Origin of the sequence: Methylocaldum marinum (assembly GCF_003584645.1) — a bacterium.
Taxonomy (GTDB): Bacteria; Pseudomonadota; Gammaproteobacteria; order Methylococcales; family Methylococcaceae; genus Methylocaldum; species Methylocaldum marinum.
On record NZ_AP017928.1, the window covers coordinates 539650 to 560696 of the forward strand.

A 21047-nucleotide genomic window follows, 5' to 3' on the forward strand; every position below is an offset into this window, starting at 1 on the left:
CCTGTCATCCCCAAGACATTCTTCGCGAATGCCCCGGGGGATGATGTGACTGTAACCGATGGAGCCGGGTATCCGTTCTTTCCCGATTTACGTCGCCCTGTGAGGACTGTCCGCAACTCCCTGTGTGGCTGCGCTGTATTGTTTTAAAGCGCGCCGTTACTCCACGGCCCGGTGATGGCGAAGGTAATGTCCGGGTTGGCCTGGATATTGACGAACAGCCACTCGTCCTGGAAGGTCGCGCCGGCGAACTCCGCACCGCGCTGGTTGCTGCTGTAGGTGACACCCTTACGCGAAATCGAGCCCATGCCCTCGGCTCTGAAGTCCATGTTGTTCTCACAGAACGGGAAGATCTTTCCGTCCACAGTCAGACCGTGCATGCGGGAGACGGCGTTGCTGCCGGCTTCGCAGAGGATCAGGCCGCCGCGCGGGCTTCAGGCGATGTTGTCCGGGTTGTCCAACACGTTGCGATCGGTCGACTGGTAAACCAGGCTGAAGGTTTCGTTGACAGAATCGTAGGCGACGATCTGGCCGCGGCCCGTAACACCGCCGCTGATCGAGCAGACATAAATGATGCCGTTGCCGTACCACACGCCTTCGCACCGACGCAGGCTTGCGGCGCCTTGCACGATGCCCTGGGAAACCACGCGGCCGTATATGGTGCCGGTGATGAAGGGCTTGTTCGGCTCCTCGATATCCACCCACTCGACATCTCAGCTTGCACCCGCAGGCTAGGCGACGCCGGTGTCGTAGTAGGGGTAAGAAACGCCATTGATTGTGCGGGTGGCATTGGGAGCAACAACGAGTTTCATCATCTGCAGCCTGCCGCCCCTGGCCGGCCTGCCCGGCAGGTTGGGAATGAAGCGCTAGAAACCGGACGGCGTGCTGTCCTCGCTCTCGTAAACGATGCCGGTGGCCGGATCGACCGCGATGGCTTCGTGGCTGAAGCAGCCCATGTCGACCAGCGCGATAGGCTTGGCTTCGCCAATCGCCGGGACGTCGAAGCAGTAGCCGTGCTGTTTGGTGTAGGCGGGATTGGTGTGCAGGCCGTTGGTGGTTTCCTCGCGGCTGATCCACGAATTCCAATCGGAATGCCGTCGTCCATGATGTCGCCGGTCCAGCCGTACGACCAGTACCTGAAGCCTTCCGGCAGATTCAGCAGTGGCAGCCCGATAGCTTCGTCAAATACCGGCGAGAGCGGACCGTAAGCGGGGCTGAAGGGGATATTTTCGGCGCGGGCCTGGCCCGAACCGAGGATGCTGTATGGCATGGCGACAGCGGCGATACCGCGCTTGATGAAACCGCGGCGGCTGAGTGTCTAGTTGGAGTCGAGTTCTTTCTTGGTGTCGGCGACCGCCAGGTCGCGGATCAAATCGATATGGTCGTCACGAGTCGGGATGCGAGCTCCGGTTATTATGCTGTCATCGGTCTGGAAGCCGCCAGTCCAAGCGTTTTCCCGCTACGACCTTCCGTCCAATCGGAATCGATGGCGCGGATTGCGTTACGAGAATGTCCATGGACGCATACTGGAATCCAAAAATGACAGGTGTGAGTCGATCTGATTACAGCTTGGCGCCCCCGGTATTGCCCATAGGTATCCGCCAAAATAGATGTCCTATTTTCGCCTCGCAACGACAACCCTCCCTGTCATTGCGAGGCACGACTGAACCGGCTTCTAGTGCTTAATTGCAAAAATAAACGATACAAAAATCCAATATAACAAATTGATTATATGTGGGTTTTTGTATTCGCTGATTAGAGCGATTAAGCACTAGTTCCCTGTTGTCACTCGGTCCGAGCGCTTCGGCGACGGTGATCGATCATCCGATCACTGACGCCTTATGGCTCGGGTCCGAAACGGCCGACGAAGCCTCGGTCGAAGGGCTCGAATCGTGACCCATCAGCGGGTCGCTGACTGTATCCTTCCCGGTTTCGAGTCGGCCGGCGAAGCGCCGCTCGAAGTTCTCGGCTTGAACGATTAGGTCGTACCAGTTGCCGGTGCGCTCCAGACTGAACACCCGTTGCAGAATCTTGCCCGGAGGGACCACGAAGTTACGCACGCGATCCAGGCGGTAGGCGGTTGCGTTGACCGTAAACTCTACCGGCCGCGTACCGGCGTTGCGGAGCGTGAGTTTTATCTTGCGGTGTTTAGCATCGTAGCTGAGCCAGGCCTCCGGGCGGACCAGGGCTGGAACGACGGCCAGGCCCGCGAAGCTGCGCACAAAACCGTTGGCGCCATAGACCCACAGATCGTACGCACCATTGTCGCTCGCATAGGTGTCCCAGAAGTCGTCCGAGAGCATCTTGCCGGCTTCCACGGTGTAGCGGCGCGGGATGTGATCGAGGTGTAACTTGTCGTAAACATGGAAGACCGCGCCCTGCTTGCCGCTGTTGCTGAAGTGCAGGTTGATGCGCCCTTGGTCGGTGACTGAGCCGGTGACGTTCAACTCGTAAGGCAGCGAACGCGACCAGCGCATGCCGAGCTCCTGGTACAGCGGTTGCGGCGTGGCCGGCGCACTCGGCGGCGGCAGGGTTTTCGACACCGCTTCGATTTCTTCGTAGTTGCTCGTATCGGGCAGTTGCGGAAAACGCCGATCGTTCGGATGCTCGAAATCGAAGGCCGACGTCAGGTCGCCGCACACCGTGCGGTGCCAAGGCGTGATGGCCGGAATCGTGACGCCGAAGCGCTTCTCGATGAACTGGCCCACGGAAGTGTGATCGAACACCTGCGAGGAGACCCAGCCGCCGCGGCTCCAGGGCGAAACCACGTACATGGGCACGCGCGGGCCGAGGCCCCACGGGCGCAGGTTGCCGGAGATCGTGTCCTCGGCGCGCACGTACTTGTTGTCGACGTCGTGGAAATACATGCCCTCCAGCGGAATGGTGGAGTCGCCGGCGAGACTGCCGTCGATGTTGTACGACGGCACTGCGGGCGGCGGCACATGGTCGAACAGGCCATCGTTCTCGTCGAAGGTGAGGAAGAACACCGTCTTGCTCCACACTTCGGGGTTCGCTGTGAGCGCATCCAACACCTGGTGCGTGAAGTCGCCGCCGCGCGCGGGGCTCGAAGGTCCACCCGGATGCTCGGATTGCAGGCGCGAGGGCAGCACCCAGGACACCTCGGGCAGGGTGTCGTCGAGTACGTGTTGCCTCAGATCGTCGAGCGACCAGTGCGTCATCCCGTTCTTGTAGAGTGGAGAGTCGGGCTGCGCGGTGCGGAAACTTTCGAAGGCGAGGCACCCGTGCATCGCCCCGGTCCAGTTATCGTTCGGGTTCTGATAGATACGCCAGCTGATGCCGGCGGCCTCAAGCACGTCCGGAATCGTCGCCCAGTTGAACGCGCTGCCCTGGTAGGTGTAGCCGGGCTCCGGCAGGGCGCCCTTGATCCAGCAGCGCAGGTTGACCGGTTCGCCGTTCGTGTCGGTGCAGTTGATACCGGCCGCGCGCTGCGCCGGGTCGAAGCCCGAGCCGGACCAGAACACGATGCGGTTCGGATCGGTGCCGCTCTGTACCGAGCAGAAGTAGTTGTCGCAGATGGTGAAGGCCTCGGCCAGCGCCCACTGGAACGGCGCCTCCTCGCGCGTGTAGTAGCCCATCGAGTACTGCGTTTTGGCCTTCGCCCAGTAGCCGAACTTGCCCTGATTCCACGCCAGCTGCGCGTCTGGGAAGTTGTGTGGTGTGGAAGGGATGAGCGCCGCGTTCATCGTGCTCTTGTCGAGGCGATAGGGCGTGATCTCACGCGAGCCGTCGGATTCAAACCACACCGGTTTGCCGCTGGCGAGCGGGATCGGGAAGCGGTCGCCGAAACCGCGCACGCCCCGCAGCGCGCCGAAGTAGTGATCAAAGGAGCGGTTCTCCTGCATCAGGATGACGATGTGTTTCACATCCTTAATCGAGCGTGTGCGTTCGTGGGCAGGGATGGCAAGCGCCTTGTGGATTGCGGGCGGCATCACGGATAACGCGGCCGTCGCGCCCGCCATGGCGGCGCTAGAGCGCAGAAAATGGCGGCGCTTCGGATCGTGGGTGTGATCGTCTTGGTGATCGGACATGAAATGACCTCCGTTTTGTTCTGTCATGAAACGACGAGGTCGCCGGCGTGGACCCCAAAATCCGCAAACGGCGAGCGTCGGCGATTATTGGCAACGGAAATGACCGTTGGATTACGGACTTATGAACTTTTGGAGTACGGCGGGAACCACAATTGATGTATCCGAGTTTTCGCCAATGTTCCTGCCCGACGTCGCAACCAAGAAGGAAATCCAATGCGTGCTGCCGCCATTGGGGAAGGATAGGAGGGGTAACGGAAATGACCGGTTTTCCGTTACCCCCAGCCAATGACGTCCATCGATCCGACGGCCTTCCCCGGTTTTGCATGCTCTCCCTGCATATAGGTCTGGTGTACCGAATCTCGAACGTCGTCATTTCGTGGGTCAGTCATGATTACTCCTGTGAATTCGATTGTTGCTGCGATGGCGGCATCAGAGCCCCTATGAACTCTTGGCCCCTGTCGGGCTTTCCGCCAAGGCTTGCAGGCGTTCGACACCGACCGGCCCGTCGTTTTGCAGTGCAACGACGGCGTAACGGGAAGCATGACGGCTTGCGACCGCCTCGATCCGGGGCCGTTCGTTCATGGCCCGCTTCCGCAGCAGGGGCGAACAGCTTCTGGCTTGCAGCCAGGCTTTGGTTGATGATCCAGGCCCACGGCTCGATGCCGGCACGGCGAAGATCGTTCTGCAGGTTGGCGGCTTCCAGCACGGGCGTCGTCTCCGCCAAGGTTGCGATAGGAATCCTGGTCTGCTTGGGATCCTGCAGCCGCATCATCGGGGTGGTGTAATGCATGTCTCTGCGCATTTTGGCGAACCACTTCACGGTGGTAGGCTCCGGTCGCGTCCAACAGCAACAGGGTGTGGCCGGTGGGAGCGATGTCCATAACCACAAATTTCTTGCCGGCCTCGCGGATGATGCGGGAGAAAGCCTGAAAAACCGCGATTTCCTCGGTGCAGGGTGAGCGCAAGTCCTCTTCCGGCAGCACCCGACCCTGAGCGTCGAGGTCCTTGGCTTTGGTTTCCAGCACATGAGCGCGATAACGCTTGGTTTCCACTTGCGGATCGATACGACTGACGGTCAGGTGCTCGATCAATTCGGGCAGTGTCTCGGTCAAGTATGCGGCCGGATCGGAGGTGGTGAGATGCACCGGCATTCCACGTCGCGCCAAACCCACGGCAATGCGGCGGTCTGGGTGGTTTTGCCCACGCCGCCTTTGCCCATGAGCATCACCAGGCCATGTTTCGGCCACTTGCTCGATCAGGTGAGACAGGTCAGGCGTATCGAAAGTCCGGTCCTCCATTTCGATCGTCTGTTTCTCGGTACGTTCGCGCTGGTGCTTGCGCTCTTCGTAGGATTCCGCGCGTCGGCGAAAACCCCCTCCTGGACCATGCCGGGCTCGGCGGGGGCGCCGCCCATCCCACCGCTGCGCCGGAACCGGCCTACCCGGTGCCGCGGAACGCCACCCTGATCGGCTCCACCGGCATGACCGCGCTGATCGGGCGGATTCCGATCAAAGGCCAGGTGGAGGACCCGTATCCCTTAAAGGTGATCGTGGGCTCCGACAACCTCGCCGCCAACGGGCTCGAGATTCCGGGCGTCGACGGCATGATCTTCTCCGGGACCGCGATCGGCGACTGGGCGCTCTCTTGTGTCCGGGGCACCCTGCATTCGGTGACGTTCGTGTTCGACGACGGCACGATCCGCACCCTGAGTTCCGATGATCAGGGCGTGCAACGGAAAGAGCAGCAGAGCGCCCAGGCCCAAGGCGCGCGGCCCCCACCACCGGGTCGGCTGCGCCACCGGCAGCAAGGACACCCTGCTGCCACAGGGGGGGGACCCACCATGCGGGAGGTTTACGATGCCCATTTCGAAAAAACCCGGCAGCGCCGAACGGAAGGCGCCCGACGGGAGCGGGGCGTGCGCGGCCCCGGCCACGCCGCCGTGAGCCTGGACGGCTGGACCCGCGAGGCCCACAGCGAGATCCAGCAACTCTTCCCGCGCCTGCCGAATCCGGACCTCGTCCTGTACGTGTTCCCGCACCTCTCGCCCCAGGGCCATCCGGTGCCGGGCTATGCCACCAGCTTTCCGATGTACGAGACGGTGGAATACGCCTTGCCGGGCGAAGCGGAGGGCTGGTGATGCCGCTGTTTTCGTTCCTGTCCAAACCCCGAGCCACCGAACCCGCGCCACGCGGGCCGTTCGACCGGACCACGCCGCCCACCGAGACGGACGTCAGGCGGCGCTACGAGCGGCCGAGCTGTTTCACCAACCATCTGCCCTGGCTCGACTGCGATCCCGAACACCGGGTCTTTCTGCTCGTAAGCGTCCGGCTGTCCGCATAATTCCCACCGATTAGCGCCTGAGTCACAGTATCGCCATATTCCCGAAGAGGAGGAGATGGCGATGACGAAACAAGAACGAGAGATGCATTGGCGGGTCCTGCTGGAGCAACAGGCAGGGAGTGGGTTGTCGGTGCGCGCTTGGTGTGCGCGCGAGGCGGTCAGCTATGCGGCGTTCATCTACTGGCGTCGACGCGTAGCGCAGCCAGCGGTGGTGGCGCCACTGACGTTGATGCGGGTAGATGGCGGTGAGACAGCAGTCGGTGGTCTGTGGTTGTCGGTGGGCGGGGTTCGCATCGAGGTGAAACCGGGGTTCGATGCCGGGTTGTTGAAGCAGGTGGTGGCCGCATTGGTCTCGTGATGCTGGCGACGATTCTGAGTGCGGCGGCGGTGTATGTGGTGGCCGAGCCGGTCGATTTGCGCAAGTCCATCGATGGTTTGGCGCTGGCGGTGGAGAGCAGTCTGGGGCATTCGCCGTTATCGGGTGCGGTGTTCGTGTTTTTCAACCGGGGCCGGGACAAGGTGAAGCTGTTGTGGTGGGATCGTCACGGTTTCTGGCTGGCCTACAAGCGGCTGGAGAAAGGCCGCTTCCGCAAGCCGGTTCAGGGGACGATTTCGCGCTCGGACCTGCTGCTGTTGCTGGAAGGCGTGGACCTGACGGTGGCCCGTTTCCGCGCGGTTCGCGCGGGTCGGGTCGGCTGAGTCGAAAGTGCCTGAAACCCGCATCAGAGCTGGGCTTTCGGGTGGTCCACCGGGTATAATGGCAGCCATGAATGCCGCCGCTCTCGCCGAAGAAAATCGTACTCTAAAGGCCACCCTGGCCCAGCGCGAGGCGCGCATCGAACGGCTGGAATTCGACCTAGCGCAGCTGAAGAAGCTGCTGTTCGGCGCCCGTTCCGAGCGACTGGCGACCCTCCCCGACATCGACCAACTGCCGCTGTGGGATGAGGTGCCCGAGGACGCCCCCGTCGCCAGTCCGGTGGCGTTCAAGACGGTGGTGGTGCAATCGCCCGCCAAGAATCAACCGAAGCGCACCGCACTGCCGGCGCATCTGCCGCGAGAGATCGTGGTATTGCCGTTGTCGGCACAAGACCGGCAGTGTCCTGCCTGCGGTGAGGAACGGCCGGTGATCGGCTACGAAAGCTCCGAACGCTTGGATTACGTCCCGGCGCAACTGAAGGTCGTGGAAACGCGGCGGGAAAAGTGCGCCTGCGCGAAGTGCCAAGGGCAGTTGACCACGGTACCGGCCCCGCCGCAAATCATCGAGCAGGGCATCCCTCTGCCGGGTCTTCTGGCACATCTGCTGATGGCCAAATACGGCTATCACCTGCCGCTGTACCGCATCGAGCAAATCTTTGCCCACCAGGGTGTCCCCATTGCCCGCACCACGTTGTGCGACTGGGTCATCCAGAGCGGCTGGCAGCTGCAGCCCTTGGTCGAGCGGATGCTGGCGTTGCTCAAGCAACAGCCGGTGATCTTCTCGGACGACACCACTGTGGCGGTGCAGGACCGCGGCAAGACGCGGGAAACCCGGTTTTGGGTATACGCCGGCCACTCGCCGCCCATCGTCGTCTATGACCACACCGAAACCCGGGCGGGCAAGCATCCCAAGGCCAAACTGGAAGGCTACAGCGGCTACCTGCAGGCGGACGCCTATGCCGGTTACGACCAGATCTTCGCCGCAGGCAAGGTCCTGGAAGTGGCGTGCTGGGCGCATGCGCGCCGCAAGTTCTTCGAGATTGCCCGACAGACCGAGAACGGCAAGCGCATCAGCGCCCATGAGGCCTTGGAGTACATCGGCCGGCTCTACGCCATCGAACGGGAGGCCAAGGAACAGCAACTCGACGCCGAAGGCACCCGAAAGCTACGGCAGGAACAGGCGCGGCCGATCCTGGCCGAGTTCAAGGCCTGGCTCGAAGACCGGCTGCGCCAGCTGGCGCCCAAGACCCCCACTGCCCAGGCCATCGGCTATGCCCTCAAGAACTGGCCGGCGCTGGAGCGCTATACCGAAGACGGTCGCCTGGAGATCGACAACAACCGCAGTGAGCGGGCGATCCGCCCCCTCACCATCGGCCGCAAGAACTGGCTGTTCCTCGGCTCGCCCAAGGGCGGCCAGGTCGCCGCCACGGTGTTCAGCCTCATCCAAACCTGCAAGGAACTCGACCTCAACCCAGAGGCCTACCTGAAAGACGTCCTGACCCGTTTACCCACCACCAAGCAGAGGGAGATCGACAGCCTGCTACCCCACAACTGGAAACCAGCCAACGTATAAGGTCCTGACGGTTAACTGTTCGGCGGCATCAGGAAAAGACTGTCCTCCAGCGGACGCTTACTTCTGCTCGACGGCGGCCGCAATGTCGGCGCCTTGTTCGAGATCCGGCCCGCCGGCGTCGAGGCGCGCCCGGAGGCGTGGCTGGCCGAGTTCCGCGACAAGATCCAGTGGTGCTCACGGGTTCGGTCGCGGAGCAACAATACCCCTGGATCTTCCAGCTTTTCGTCCACGACGAGTACCGGCTCGACAGCCTGGCCGACGAGGTGGAGGCCTACGCGCGCGATGAGGTCCGAGATTCGGCGTACACGCGCCACTGGCTGGCCGCGCTGCGCGACCACTGCGCCGACATTGCGCGGCCCGGCGGGCTATTCCATGACGATCAGGTCACGGGCGGGCCGTGGCAAGGCAATCGACGGAAAATCCACGCGTGCTTGTTCAGGCGGCGCAGCGCCACCCAATTGCTCAAGGGACCGGATGAGCTGGGTCCGATCCGCGATCTGCCGGGGCTGGCCGAACTCGAGCCGCCGCGGCGTGCCCGGGCACTCGAAATGGCCGATGCCTTGAGCCTCTTCTGTACCGAGGGAAGCCTCGAAGCCAAGCTGTTCAATTGACGGGGGCAGCTCTGGCCGGAAGCCGACGTCACCGTGTTCGCGATGGGCGTCCTCGCGCAGGAAGGCTACGAGGATAAGCTGACGGTCGCCTACATCTCGCTGATGAATCACATCCACGCCATGGTCGAGTAGCATCAGTACGAGGGCCGGCCGACGCTGGTGCTCACCGACGAGGCCCACATCGTCGCCACCAATCCGCTGTTGGCCCCCGACGTCGTCAAGATCTCGAAGATGTGGCGGCGCTATGGCGCCTGCTTGTGGCTCGCCACCCAAAACCTCCAGGACTTTCCCGATGCGGCCCGGCGGATGCTCAACATGATGGAATGGTGGCTGACCCTCTCCGCCCCCCCGGTTCCGGCCGATATCGGGCCGGCCGCCGTGGAAGTTTTCACCGATCCGAGCTTTCCGGCCTCGGGCGTTGAAACGCTTCGAAACCAAAGGATTCCCATCGACATCTTCGATCTCGCCGCTCCACGCCGGATCGAAGCGGTCCTCTCGGCAGGACTTCCCGCGAACGAGGCGGCGGCCTTGGCGATCGCCCGGCAGCGGCTCGAAGGGCAGGGCAGCAGGCTCGCGGCGCAGTTGGAGACGGCTTACGAAGGCCATGCCAGAGCTCTGAGCTACGGCCTCGCGCGCTATCCCGCGATCGTGTTCGACCGGGGCGCCGCGGTGGTCTACCGTTGATCGGGACGATCACCAAGATGATGACGATGAGCCTGACCGCCATGTCGGTGGCTCGCGAACGGGAGGCAGGCACTTTCGAGTAATTGCTGGTGACGCCTTTCCGTCCCTACGAGATCATGGTCGGCAAGGCATTGCCCTCGATGATCGTCGGGCTGATTCAAGCCACCTCGATCCTGCTGGTCGCCCAGCTGTGGTTCCAAATTCCCTTTGCGGGCTCCAACTTCGTGCTTTACCTGAGCCTTGCCGAGTTCCTGGCGGCATCGGTCGGGATCGGCTTGTTCCTTTCCTCCATCGCCCGAAACATGCAGCAGGCCATGATCGGTACGCTCGTGGTGATGATGCCGTCGGGCTTGACCACGCCGCTGATGACCATGCCGGCCGCACTCCAATATCTTACCGCCGTGAACCCGCTCCGTTATGCCATCAGCATGACGCGCCAGATCTATCTGGAGGGTGCCGGCATCGTCCAGCTGCTGCCCGAAATGCTGGCACTTCTGATGATTGCGGCCGTGACGCTGCCCATCGCCGCCTGGATGTTCCGCAACAAGCTGGCTTAGTGCGGACACAGTAAAACGGCAGGCGATGGTCTGGATGAAAAAACGCATAACAGATACACAACGACATTGAACACCAAGCTCCAATTTTCACTTTTACTATTCGCAACGAGCCTGGCGGCATGCACGGTAGGTCCCGATTATCGGGCGCCTGTTCCGGCCGTTCCGGATCGATGGCAGGCCGGTGAAAAGCTCGGCGCCGATCTGCTATGGGCCAAACCGGAAAATTGGAAGGCACGGTGGCGAGCCTTCGGCGATTACGAACTGGATCGCCTCATGGATCGAGCTTTGGCGCGCAATCTCGACGTGAAAATCGCACTGGCCCGAATCGAACAGGCCCGAGCCGAACGGGGCAGCACCCGCGCAGAACTGTTTCCGTTGGTCGATGTAACGGGGGGCGTGCAGCGTCAAGATAACCCGATGCCCGGCCTGAGGCCGGGCATACGCAACAATCTGTTCGAGATCGGCTTCGATGCCTTGTGGGAAATCGATCTGTTCGGACGCCAGCAAAGGCGCCTCGAGGCGGCTTCGGCGGAACTGGAAGCGGCCGGTGACCCATACGCTCAATCCCTGGTGACCTTGAGCGCCGAACTGGCGCGCAGTTACGTGGAATATCGCAACTCGCAGGCCCTGCTGGCCATCACCCGATCGAACCTGGACAGTATGCGGCTGACCCTGGCGCAGACCGAAAGGCTGCTGCAAGAGGGCATCGGAACCCGCCATGATGTGGTGCGCGCCAAAGCCCAAGCGGAGACCACCGAGGCGCAGATTCCCACCCTGGAAGCCGGCAAGACCGCTGCCCTGCGTCAATTGGAAGCGCTGATGGGCCGGCAGCCCGGGGCTTTGGCGGCCGAGCTGGATGGGCCCGGTCCATTCCTGAAGCACCAGGGCAAGCCATGCTCTCTTCGCCCGCCGATACCATCCGCCATCCGCCTGACCTCCGCGCCGCCGAGCGCTACCTGGCTGCCGCCACGGCGATGCAGGGGGCGGCTATCGCGGAGCTGTTTCCGAAATTTTCCCTGTCGGCGTTCCTGGGATTGCGAAATACCGATATCGTAAAGTTTGTTCAAGTCCGCGGCGTTGTATCCACACACTGGGTGCCCTTCCGTAGCCCCGGAAAAGCCGCTTCGGGCGTTGCTGCTGCAAGTGCTGTACACATTTCGCAGCGAGCGGCAACTCGTCGAGCAGCTTGATGGCAATCTGCTGTTCCGGTGATTCATCGGACTCGGCATCCACGATCCCGTGTGGGATCGCACGTGTTCTGCGCTAATCGTGATCGGCTGGTATCGAAAACGCTGGCGCGTGAGTCACCTCAACATCCACCACCAGGCCGGTCCGGTTTTCCATCAGGGCATGGCCCATGAAGCACAGTTGGGCTTTATCCCCTTCGCTTTTCTTGTAAAGGCGAGCCTCCGGATCAGTGGTCGAGGCGTGGGTCGCATTGGCGCGCTTTTCGCCCTTGAAATCGACTGACGGATTCCGGCCGCCGGCCTCCGGCGGGGGCGAACTGCCATCCTTTTTCACAAAGCTCTTCATGGAGGCCCACGCCTGGATCAGCGTGCCGTCCACCGAGAAATGCTCGTCCGACAAAAGGTCCTGCCATTCCGCCAGCAACACAACCCGCTCGAAAAACAGCCGGGAAATCCGCTCGTTCAGCAACCGATCCCGGTTGGCGCTGAAGGTGGAGTGGTCCCAGACCTCGGCATCCAGGGTCAGCCCGACAAACCAGCGGTACAAAAGATTGAATTCGATCTGCTGGACCCACTGCCGCTCGGAGCGGACAGAGAACAAGACTTGGATGAGACTGGCGCGCAGCAGCCGCTCCGGCGGAATCGACTCCCGGCCGGTCCGGGCATAGAGGGCATCAAATTCCGAGTCCAGCGTGGTCAGCAGAATGTCGACCACGGCCCGGAGCTTCCGAAGGGGATGATCCTTGGGAATCCGGTCTTCCAAGGTTCGGTAGCTGAAGAGTTCTTGCTGGGTGATGTCGGCGCCGCGCATGAAAGAGTCCAAAGTATCTTGAAATGATATTATTTTGCCATGACAAACAATCGTTTATGCCTATTTTAGGCGCTCCATCCAACGAATTTATGCGGCTTCCAGGGCCGAGAAAATCAACAGCCTGTTAGAGCCGAACGACAAATAAGTTGTCTTTGACATAGTCTAGTAATTTCATGAGAGACACAATTAGTACAAGAGTCGAGGGCACGACGACTACTAAAACTCTTGAAATTTTAAATAGGGAAAACTGTTTTGGTTCGTTACGTCGGCTATCGACATAAATCTGAAATGCTATCCAACATACTTGGAAAAGAACGATAAACATCACAATGACCAGCCAACCAAAAAGATTGGCGGGCCAATAAGGGTGGATGGCTGCTAGCGTTAATGGGAGAAAAACAATCAGAGAAAATAGAGAAGACTTAAACCCTATTTTGTAACCTGAAATGATGGCGTCTTTGAATCGCACGATATTCGGCTCTAACATGAAGTAGACCTCCTAAAAGGCGCCTTATCTTGCGCCACTTGTGTGTTATAAACTGATTTCGCTTTCAGGAACCGCCAAAATTTCAAGACCTTGCAATCTTTAGCGGGGTCGGTCGCCGTTGGTTTTATACACCTGCCCATTATGCCGAGCAAGCCGAAACCATTGGTTAACTGTCAGGAAGAACAAGAGTCGGTGCATGGCCATCGAGCAGATCAGAAACTTCATATTATCCAGGCAGTTAAATCAGAATCATCCAGTCGCTGCCGCATAGGTTATCTTGGGATGTTTGAAATAGCGCCGGATGCGGTCGGGGCGTTTCTACAACCGGTACAGATGGGAGCGCGCTTTCCGTTTCAGCTCCGCCTTCGTTTTCGCCGGTTGCCCGGGGGGTCGCCTTTCAAGTCGCTGTTCAACAGCCCATCCGGATTCAACTCGGGCGAATAGGCCGGCAAGTAAAAGACCTTGACCCGGTCTCGCCGGGCCTTTAACCCGGTCCGCACCGCCTGGCTTCTGTGTACCTTCAGGTTATCCAGGATCAAGAAAATCTTCTTCGGCGGGTCCCGAATCAAGCGGCTCATGAACCCGATCAGGACCTTCGCCGTCTACGTCTGCTCGTGAATCATAAATGCATTAGTCCCTGATTCGTGATGCCGGAAATCAGGTTCAATCGGCACTTCTTCACCGGCTTTCGTACCACCGGCGTTTGTCCCGGTAAGGCGTAGCCCCGCGCGCCCTGGCCATCCTGTTCAATCCCCGTCTCATCGTCCCAGGGGATCTTGTTCGTAGGCTTTCTTCAGCGGTTTTTGGGGCGTCAAGCCCCACCGCGCGAGGTACAACCCCACCGTCCGAATCGGCAGCCACACCGTCGTCTCTTGGGCGATCAACAGCTGCACCGCCCGCCGGGTCCATAGGGCAAACGGCAAGCCGACCGCATCCGGTGTTTGGCGGCAAATCGTCTCCCGCACGGCGAGTTCTTGTACGAGACTCAGGCGCCGCTTCTCACCCTTTCGCCGTCCCCGTTTTTGTACCGTGAGGGCCGCCTCGCCCCCTTCCCGGGCCTGAGTGTCCCACCGGTATACGGTATTCGGGTTGACCTCCAGAATGGCCGCAATCGCCTTGGCGGTGTAGCCTTCGGCGCGCATCCGCACGGCCGTTTTCCGGGCCTCGGTCAACGCCTCGTCGCTCCGCCGTTTCACTTGATGTTTCTTCATACTTCTGAGACGCCATAATCGACCTTTAGTTGCCGGATCAAAAAAAGCGCCGGTTTATCTATGCCGTATAACGATTCGCTTAGACGCGCCGCGTGCTGAACGTATGAAGAGGCACCAACGCTTCCCGGCCTTGCCTGGATGGTTACTGTGCGTAAAGAAAGTAAAGTCCCGTTCGAATCGCCCTCACCAGCCCTCTCCCAGAGGGAGAGGGAGCTCTTGTGGCTTTACTTTCTTGACTATTAGTATGCCTTGCCTGGCTCAATGGCTTGCACGAACCATTCAAACGTGCCGACGGATATGATGGCGCCGTCGCAATCGCGGATTTCTACCGCAACAGAGATGGATGAGCGGCGTTTCTTTTCAAACTGCTCACGAAACTTCGAAACGGCGTCCTCAGATACGGTTGGGAACGCAGAAATAGCCGTGGTAGCCGGTTTCTTGAATTTGATCTGAGACTCTCTCAACACCGGCACCACCTTCCCAACAAGTTCTGGGAAGAGTAACCGGAGTGCCTCTCCGCTGGAGGTTTCGGCGAGAGTGAACTGAGCGCTCGCGTGGATGCCGTCAAGGTGGTTTTTCGTGGACGCGGAGAACGGGAGTTTAAGGACGCCTTGTTCTGTTCTGACGATTCCCACCTTTGCCACGAAGGGTATTTTCATAACATCCATAAACGCTCTCCTTCAGATGTGAGCTGATCGCGAGGGTACGAAGGCAATCTCGACAGCGGAAAAAACCGTTAGGCGACAAGCTTTGCGACTCGATCGCCGAAGAGGATCACGAGGTCGTCCAACGCCGGCTTCCGGCGGAAGTTTCGTCGCTGCAGCGATTGTATACGCTACCTTAGGGAAACGATGTTCGACCTAGGCCTGTCCCGATGAATTCCGATGCCTCTCGTGATGGGCGCGGATGCAACGAAGTACTTCGTAGCTGAATTTGCCGTTCAAGGCCTGGTACAGCGGCTTGAGGGCGTACCGCTGGTCTTCCGGCAGGGTTTGCCGAACCGCTTCAATTTCTCCGATTTCCGAATCGCTCAGCCCCACCACTTCGCCGAGTTCCACCGCGCCGGTTTCGATGGCTCGGGCCAGATGGCCGTATACGGTGGTGATCGTCAGTCCGCGCTGATAGGCGATCTGTTCGGCATTCATGCCGAGCCGGAACAGGGCCAGGCTTTCATCCGCCGTCGTGCTGGCGGTCGAGGCCGAGCCGTCGCGGCTTCCGTGTTCCAGGATGACGGCCAGAAATTCGTCGCCGTAAAGTTGCAGCTTGCGTTCGCCGATACCCGCCAGCCTTTTTAGTTCGGTTCGGTTTCCGGGACGCGCCTGGACCATTTCCATCAGAACCGCATCCTGAAAAATCACGTAGGCGGGCACGTCCTGCTGCTCGGCCAGGTTGCGCCGCAGAGCGCGCAAGGCCTGCCAGAGCCGGTCGTCGTCCGGGTTGGAAAAACGGGCCTCGATGTGGCGGCGTCCGGCGCTTGCGGCCTCCTTGTAGCTGTCCTTCCTCAGGCTGAGGGAGACCTCTCCGCGCAGGACCGGGCGGCAGTCCTCGGTCAGGCGCAACGCCCCGTGGGCCTCCCAATCTACCGTCAAATAGCCTTGGGCGATGATTTGGCGAAACACCGAAAGCCACTGTTTCTCGTCCAGTTCCTGGCCGATTCCGAAGGTGCTGAGCCGATCATGGCCGAGGCGCTGTATTCGCTCGTTGGACTTGCCGCGCAGCACGTCGATAATGTGGTGGGCACCGAAACGCTGGCCGGTGCGATAGACGCAGGAGAGGGCCTTGCGCGCGGCATCGGTGCCGTCCCAGGTGTCCGGCGGGTTGAGGCAGTTGTCGCAGTTGCCGCAGGGTTTGTCGGAGATTTCGCCGAAGTAGCGGAGCAAGGCCTGCCGGCGGCAACCGGTCAGCTCGCAGAAGCCGAGCATCGAGTCGAGCTTGTAACGTTCCACCCGCTTGTGCAATTCGTCGGCCTCCGAGGCTTCCACCATCTGCCGCAGGGTGATGACGTCCTGCAGACCGTAGACCATCCAGGCATTGGCCGGCAAGCCGTCGCGTCCGGCGCGCCCGGTTTCCTGGTAATAGGCTTCCAGGCTCTTGGGCAAATCGAGGTGGGCGACGAAGCGGACGTTGGGTTTGTCTATCCCCATGCCGAAAGCGATCGTCGCGACCACGATGACGCCTTCCTCCATCAGGAACCGGCGCTGATTCTTCTGGCGTTCATCGGTGGAAAGGCCGGCGTGGTAGGGCAGGGCGGAAAACCCTTCGGCGCGCAACCATTCCGCGGTCGATTCCACCTTCTTGCGCGACAGGCAATAAACGATTCCGGCGTCTCCGGGATGTTCGCTTCGGAGAAAGTGAACCAGTTGCCGGCGCGCGTCCTGCTTGGGCGAAATCCGGTAGCGTATGTTCGGTCTGTCGAAACCGCTGCAGAAAACCTTGGCGTCCTGTAGCCCCAGGCGCTCGACGATCTCGTTCCGGGTCCTTTCGTCGGCGGTAGCGGTCAGGCCGATTCTGGGGATGCCGGGAAAACGTTCGTGCAACAGCGAAAGCTGCCAGTAATCCGCGCGGAAATCGTGGCCCCATTGCGACACGCAATGCGCTTCGTCGATCGCGAAAAGACTGACCTCGGCTCGTCCGATGAGCGCCTGCACGCGGTCGGTCAGGAGGCGCTCGGGGGCGACATAGAGCAGGTCCAACTGGCCGTCGAGAAAGCTCTGCTCGACCTGGCGCTGCGTGTCGTAGGGCAGGGTGGAATTCAGAAACGCGGCGCGAACGCCGAGCTGAAGCAAGGTTTCGACCTGATCCTGCATCAGGGCGATCAGGGGGGAAACGACGACGCCCGTGCCCGGACGGATCAGGGCCGGAATCTGGTAGCAGAGCGACTTTCCGCCGCCGGTCGGCATGAGAACCAGCGCGTCGCCGCCCGCCGTCAGATGATCGATGACGGCGCGCTGCTGGCCACGAAAGCGTTCGTAGCCGAACACGCTGCGCAAGACCTGAACGGGGTCTTTCGGCATGATCCTTCTGCTAGCCGGAAGTGCCGCCGTTCGGCCTAGGCGTGGAGCATCTGTTTCAGTTCCAGCGCCTGCGACAGGGCGGTTTCCGCATCGTCCGCCAGCACGTTGAAATGGCCCATCTTGCGGCCGATGCGGGCGGTCTTTTTGCCGTAGAGATGGAGTTTCACGTTAGGCTGACTGAGGAGCTTGTCCCAGGCGGGTTCGTCGTCGCGCCAGATATCGCCCAGAAGATTGACCATCACCACCGGGCTCAGCAAGCGGGTATCCGCGGGCGGCAGTCCGCACAAGGTACGGACCTGCTGCTCGAACTGGCTGGCGGCGCAGGCATCCAGGGTGTAGTGGCCGCTGTTGTGGGGACGCGGCGCGATTTCGTTGATGACCAGATCGTCGTCGTCCGGGACGAAGAACTCCACCGCCAATACGCCGATATAGTCCATGGCTTGAGCGAGCTTGAGCGCCATCTCCTGCGCATGCGCCGCCACCGCCGGCGTCACCCGGGCGGGAACGATGCTGACGTCGAGAATTCCCGATTCGTGCTGGTTTTCCGCCACCGGGAAACACGCGACTTCGGTCGGCGAAGAACGGGCGATGATGACCGAAATTTCCGCCTTGAGGTTCAGCTGCCGCTCCAGTACGCAGGACTTTCCGCCCAGTTCGGCGAAAGCGGCTTTCGCTTCCTCGGCGGTTTTCACCCGGACCTGTCCCTTGCCGTCGTATCCGAGCCGCGCCAGTTTGAGGATTCCGGGCAAATGGCCTTCGAGGTTCCGATCGAGATCGCCGGCACCCTCGATCGCGAGAAAGGGTGCCACCTGAAGCCCGGCACCGGAAATGTAGCGCTTTTCCGCGATCCTGTCCTGGGCGATCGAAACGGATTCGGCCGAAGGACTGACCCGCACGCGCTGCGCCAGGTAGCCGAGGCTGTCGGCGGGAACGTTCTCGAATTCGGTGGTGACCGCCGCGCAGGTTTCCGCCAGCCGGTCGAGTGCCGCGCGCTCGTCGTAGGCCGCCCGGATATGTACGTCGGCCAGTCCGCCGGCGGGACTGTCGGCATCCGGATCGAGCACGGTTACGCGGTAGCCCATGGCTCTTGCCGCCATGGTGAACATGCGGCCCAATTGGCCTCCCCCCAGGATGCCCAGCATGGCATTCGGTAGAATGTGTTTCATCGTCTCTAGGATCAATAGGGAACTCGGGAACGGGGTCGATAGACGACAACCGTTTTTATTCTAGGTTAGCTCGGGATATCGTGTACCGGAACATCGAAGCTTCGTCGCAGGTGTCGATTTCACTGGATCTCCGGCAGCGTCAGCGCCAGCACCGATTCGGTCTGTCGAACACGGAAGGCCTGAAGCTTGGCGGCCAGGTCAGGGTCATGCACGGCGAGCAGTGCGACCGCGAACAGAGCGGCATTCACCGCACCCGCTTCACCTATGGCGAAGGTGGCGACCGGAACGCCTTTCGGCATTTGCACGATGGAGTACAGGGAATCCCGGCCTTTCAGGTATTTCGTGGGCACCGGAACGCCGAGCACGGGCAAGGCGGTTTTCGCCGCCATCATTCCGGGCAGGTGCGCTGCACCGCCGGCGCCGGCGATGATACATTTGAGGCCGCGGTCGGCCGCCGTTTCGGCGTACTGGAACAATAAGTCAGGTGTCCGGTGAGCGGAGACCACTTTCGTTTCGAACGGGACATTGAAATCTTTCAACTGACGGGCGGCGTGCTGCATGATTTCCCAATCGCTATTGCTGCCCATGACGATGCCGACGTGAACCATTGGATATCCGTTCTTCGCAAAAAGTCCAAGATTTTATCCCGATTCCTTCCGGCACGCTAAGAAGTGCTGAATAAGTTCCGGAAAGAATACCGATTCCGGCTTGCGGCGGAATACGCCGCTATACCTTGGATAAACACTATATAAGAATTGAGCGCGAAAACCACAATCGATCCTGCCGAAGCCGCGCGTTTCGGACGCCTGGCCGATACCTGGTGGAACCCGGAGGGCCCATTCTGGCCTTTGCACCGTCTCAACCGGCTACGGGCCGGCTATATCGCCGACCATCTGGCGGCCCGCTTCGGCCTGTCCGGGCACTCGGCCGCGCCGCTGGGCGGGCTTCGCCTGTTGGACATCGGGTGCGGCGGCGGTTTGCTGAGCGAAGCCATGGCGCGCCTCGGCGCCGAGGTCCACGGTGTCGACATGGTCGAAAAGAATATCCGCATCGCGCAGCGCCATGCGGAAGCGCACGGCTTGGCCGTCCGCTACACCTGCGGCACCGCCGAGGACTTGGCGGCGCGGGGAGAAACCTACGACGCCGTCCTCAACCTGGAAGTCGTCGAGCACGTGGCCGATTTGCCATTGTTCATGAGCGCCTGCGGCCGGCTGGTGCGGCCCGGAGGTCTTACCGTCATCGGCACGATCAACCGTACCTTGACATCCTTTCTCGCCGCGATTGTCGGCGCCGAATACCTGCTGCGCTGGCTTCCCGTGGGAACCCATCGCTGGCGCAAGTTTCCGAGACCGCAAACATTGGAAGAGCTGTTGCAGGAAAGCAATATGCGTGTCATCGATCGCACCGGCGTCAAGGTCAATCCTTTCACCCGAAAATTTCGGCTCAGCCGGGATATGAGCGTCAATTACATGCTGGTTGCCGAAAAATCCGGCTGATGGGGGCCGGACACGGCGGCGGGCTGCTCCCGCGAGCGCCAGAGCCGGTCCAGATAGTCTCGCCGGAAATCGAAAATCGCCTCCAGGCGCGCGCGGATGAAGACGGCATGCACGAAACGCCCGACCCAGCCGAGCGGCATGACATAGTGAACCGTGTCCTCCATTTCGATACCGCCTTCGGTCTCCCGGAAACGGTGCTCGTGATACCAGAATCGGAAAGGCCCGATGCGCTGCTCGTCGACGAATCGAAACGGAGGCTCGACATGCTTGATCTCCGTTACCCAGGTCATGGGAATACCGGCGACCGCCGCTATGCGATAGGTGATGATGAGGCCGGAATGGATTTCGTCGGGGACGTTCGAAGTAATCCGAAACTTGAGAAAGTGCGGCGTGATGCTTTGGAGATTGTTGGGCGTGGAAAAGAACGGCCAGGCTTCCCGCAGGCCGATGGGAAGCTGCTGTCTGCGGTTCAGGCGGTAGACTTTCATCGCGTTCGAATAACGTTGCGAGCCACGGAGCCCGGTCGTCGATGCGGATCGGGCGTTGCCGCAATGGTCTTCGGTCTTTAGCGTACGGTCACTTCCGCGGCCATTCCTGCCTGGTAATGTCCCGGAACATGACAGCCGATCTCGAAGCGTCCGGGCCGATCGAACCGCCAGATCAGTTCCTTGGTGTCGCCGGGTTCCACGGTGACCGAATTCGGACCGTCATGGGGCATATCGTGACCGGCGCCCATCTCCGCGCCGTGAGCTTCCTGTTCCTTCGCGTTGCCGATGATCGCCTCGTGCTGCAACCGGCCGACATTGGTAACGATCAGGCGCAAGGTTTCTCCGCGATTGATCGTGAGGGACGAAGGTTCGTATTTCATGCTGTCCAGGGTTTTGATTTCGACCGTTTGCGTGACTTCCTCGGGCTTGCCGGGCCGCCCGGCGGCGGATATTTCATGTCCGGAATGAATTTCGGGATGATGTTGATCCGGTGAGTCCGGGTGTTCCGGAGTTTCTGCCTGCGCCGTGACGGCGGAGACGATCAGGGCGAGGATGGCGGCGGGATAGATCGTACGTGGCTTCACGGTATTCATCTTATTGAACTTCGCATTTGTGACGAGCCCTGTAGCCTGAACTCAGGGCTTGAGTCAATCGACTCAAGCATTCGTAGGTCGGCAATC

24 protein-coding genes and 3 pseudogenes are annotated in these 21047 nt (G+C 60.8%); 12 read left to right on the forward strand and 15 right to left on the reverse strand.

The features are described 5' to 3' along the window. Positions 1 to 143 precede the first annotated feature (143 nt). From sS8_RS28530 to sS8_RS02385, 6 genes and pseudogenes are all read right to left on the reverse strand, one after another. Positions 144 to 419: pseudogene (locus tag sS8_RS28530) on the reverse strand (alkaline phosphatase PhoX); the annotation flags it as partial. Positions 420 to 431: 12 nt separating this feature from the next. Next, positions 432 to 698, reverse strand: coding sequence for a hypothetical protein (locus tag sS8_RS28535; protein WP_197716662.1), 267 nt, complete (start codon positions 696 to 698; stop codon positions 432 to 434). A gap of 165 nt (positions 699 to 863) precedes the next feature. Further along, complete coding sequence (locus sS8_RS28540; protein ID WP_197716757.1) at positions 864 to 1130, reverse strand: alkaline phosphatase PhoX; 267 nt, start codon at positions 1128 to 1130, stop codon at positions 864 to 866. Positions 1131 to 1817: 687 nt separating this feature from the next. Then, positions 1818 to 4046: a phosphocholine-specific phospholipase C gene (locus tag sS8_RS02380; protein WP_119632577.1), complete on the reverse strand. Its 2229-nt coding sequence runs from the start codon at positions 4044 to 4046 to the stop codon at positions 1818 to 1820. Between the two features lie 438 nt (positions 4047 to 4484). Then, positions 4485 to 4628: a hypothetical protein gene (locus tag sS8_RS30120; protein ID WP_456299278.1), complete on the reverse strand. Its 144-nt coding sequence runs from the start codon at positions 4626 to 4628 to the stop codon at positions 4485 to 4487. After that, a complete protein-coding gene (locus sS8_RS02385; RefSeq protein WP_456299279.1) occupies positions 4625 to 5197 on the reverse strand; it encodes an ArsA-related P-loop ATPase in 573 nt (190 codons plus the stop codon). The genes sS8_RS30120 and sS8_RS02385 overlap by 4 nt, the downstream gene beginning before the upstream one ends. Here sS8_RS02385 and sS8_RS30125 point away from each other — a divergent pair. The 11 genes and pseudogenes from sS8_RS30125 to sS8_RS28900 all read left to right on the forward strand — a co-directional run. Then, on the forward strand, positions 5186 to 5512 hold the full coding sequence (locus sS8_RS30125; protein ID WP_456299280.1) for a hypothetical protein: 327 nt from the start codon (positions 5186 to 5188) through the stop codon (positions 5510 to 5512). The genes sS8_RS02385 and sS8_RS30125 overlap by 12 nt on opposite strands. Before the next feature lie 14 nt (positions 5513 to 5526). Further along, positions 5527 to 6183: a TIGR03751 family conjugal transfer lipoprotein gene (locus tag sS8_RS30130; protein ID WP_456299281.1), complete on the forward strand. Its 657-nt coding sequence runs from the start codon at positions 5527 to 5529 to the stop codon at positions 6181 to 6183. Beyond that, complete coding sequence (locus sS8_RS02395) at positions 6183 to 6386, forward strand: hypothetical protein (protein ID WP_119628259.1); 204 nt, start codon at positions 6183 to 6185, stop codon at positions 6384 to 6386. Before sS8_RS30130 ends, sS8_RS02395 begins: the two co-directional genes overlap by 1 nt. Positions 6387 to 6441: 55 nt before the next feature. Beyond that, entirely contained in the window at positions 6442 to 6744 is a 303-nt protein-coding gene (tnpA, locus tag sS8_RS02400; protein ID WP_119627851.1) for an IS66 family insertion sequence element accessory protein TnpA, read from the forward strand. Then, positions 6744 to 7085: an IS66 family insertion sequence element accessory protein TnpB gene (tnpB, locus tag sS8_RS02405; RefSeq protein ID WP_119627852.1), complete on the forward strand. Its 342-nt coding sequence runs from the start codon at positions 6744 to 6746 to the stop codon at positions 7083 to 7085. The genes tnpA and tnpB overlap by 1 nt, the downstream gene beginning before the upstream one ends. Positions 7086 to 7143: 58 nt before the next feature. Next, a complete protein-coding gene (gene tnpC / locus sS8_RS02410; RefSeq protein ID WP_119627853.1) occupies positions 7144 to 8655 on the forward strand; it encodes an IS66 family transposase in 1512 nt (503 codons plus the stop codon). 137 nt (positions 8656 to 8792) lie between these two features. Further along, positions 8793 to 9266 carry a TraC family protein gene (locus sS8_RS02415; RefSeq protein ID WP_119628260.1) on the forward strand — a complete coding sequence of 158 codons (474 nt, stop codon included), beginning with the start codon at positions 8793 to 8795 and terminating at the stop codon, positions 9264 to 9266. A gap of 159 nt (positions 9267 to 9425) precedes the next feature. Continuing rightward, positions 9426 to 9950 (forward strand): DUF1525 domain-containing protein, encoded by a 525-nt coding sequence (locus tag sS8_RS02420; RefSeq protein WP_119628261.1) that lies wholly within the window; start codon positions 9426 to 9428, stop codon positions 9948 to 9950. Positions 9951 to 10039: 89 nt separating this feature from the next. Further along, positions 10040 to 10507 (forward strand): ABC transporter permease, encoded by a 468-nt coding sequence (locus sS8_RS02425; protein ID WP_232020698.1) that lies wholly within the window; start codon positions 10040 to 10042, stop codon positions 10505 to 10507. 66 nt (positions 10508 to 10573) lie between these two features. After that, positions 10574 to 11563 carry a TolC family protein gene (locus tag sS8_RS02430; RefSeq protein WP_232020487.1) on the forward strand — a complete coding sequence of 330 codons (990 nt, stop codon included), beginning with the start codon at positions 10574 to 10576 and terminating at the stop codon, positions 11561 to 11563. Positions 11564 to 11599: 36 nt separating this feature from the next. Beyond that, positions 11600 to 11790, forward strand: a pseudogene (locus tag sS8_RS28900) (transposase); the annotation flags it as partial. A 13-nt stretch (positions 11791 to 11803) separates the two neighbouring features. On the opposite strand, the pseudogene sS8_RS02440 reads toward sS8_RS28900, so the two are convergent. From sS8_RS02440 to purE, 7 genes and pseudogenes are all read right to left on the reverse strand, one after another. Continuing rightward, positions 11804 to 12505: pseudogene (locus sS8_RS02440) on the reverse strand (IS5 family transposase); the annotation flags it as partial. A gap of 840 nt (positions 12506 to 13345) precedes the next feature. Next, positions 13346 to 13582 (reverse strand): transposase, encoded by a 237-nt coding sequence (locus sS8_RS28550; RefSeq protein ID WP_331852298.1) that lies wholly within the window; start codon positions 13580 to 13582, stop codon positions 13346 to 13348. A gap of 168 nt (positions 13583 to 13750) precedes the next feature. Further along, positions 13751 to 14203 (reverse strand): winged helix-turn-helix domain-containing protein, encoded by a 453-nt coding sequence (locus sS8_RS28555; RefSeq protein ID WP_197716664.1) that lies wholly within the window; start codon positions 14201 to 14203, stop codon positions 13751 to 13753. Positions 14204 to 14442: 239 nt separating this feature from the next. Continuing rightward, positions 14443 to 14871, reverse strand: a complete 429-nt coding sequence (locus sS8_RS02455; protein ID WP_119628265.1) for a YiiD C-terminal domain-containing protein — start codon at positions 14869 to 14871, stop codon at positions 14443 to 14445. Between the two features lie 192 nt (positions 14872 to 15063). Then, on the reverse strand, positions 15064 to 17217 hold the full coding sequence (gene recQ, locus sS8_RS02460) for a DNA helicase RecQ (RefSeq protein ID WP_119628266.1): 2154 nt from the start codon (positions 17215 to 17217) through the stop codon (positions 15064 to 15066). 35 nt (positions 17218 to 17252) lie between these two features. After that, positions 17253 to 18383, reverse strand: a complete 1131-nt coding sequence (locus tag sS8_RS02465) for a 5-(carboxyamino)imidazole ribonucleotide synthase (RefSeq protein ID WP_119628267.1) — start codon at positions 18381 to 18383, stop codon at positions 17253 to 17255. A 119-nt stretch (positions 18384 to 18502) separates the two neighbouring features. After that, complete coding sequence (gene purE / locus sS8_RS02470; protein ID WP_119628268.1) at positions 18503 to 18991, reverse strand: 5-(carboxyamino)imidazole ribonucleotide mutase; 489 nt, start codon at positions 18989 to 18991, stop codon at positions 18503 to 18505. Between the two features lie 147 nt (positions 18992 to 19138). On the opposite strand from purE, the gene ubiG reads away from it, so the two are divergent. Beyond that, a complete protein-coding gene (gene ubiG, locus sS8_RS02475; protein ID WP_119628269.1) occupies positions 19139 to 19879 on the forward strand; it encodes a bifunctional 2-polyprenyl-6-hydroxyphenol methylase/3-demethylubiquinol 3-O-methyltransferase UbiG in 741 nt (246 codons plus the stop codon). Here the strand turns inward: ubiG and sS8_RS02480 are convergent. Together sS8_RS02480 and sS8_RS02485 are read right to left on the reverse strand one after the other, a co-directional pair. Next, positions 19849 to 20367, reverse strand: coding sequence for an SRPBCC family protein (locus sS8_RS02480; protein WP_119628270.1), 519 nt, complete (start codon positions 20365 to 20367; stop codon positions 19849 to 19851). The genes ubiG and sS8_RS02480 overlap by 31 nt on opposite strands. A 77-nt stretch (positions 20368 to 20444) precedes the next feature. Next, positions 20445 to 20951 carry a cupredoxin domain-containing protein gene (locus sS8_RS02485; RefSeq protein ID WP_170160917.1) on the reverse strand — a complete coding sequence of 169 codons (507 nt, stop codon included), beginning with the start codon at positions 20949 to 20951 and terminating at the stop codon, positions 20445 to 20447. Positions 20952 to 21047: the final 96 nt, after the last annotated feature.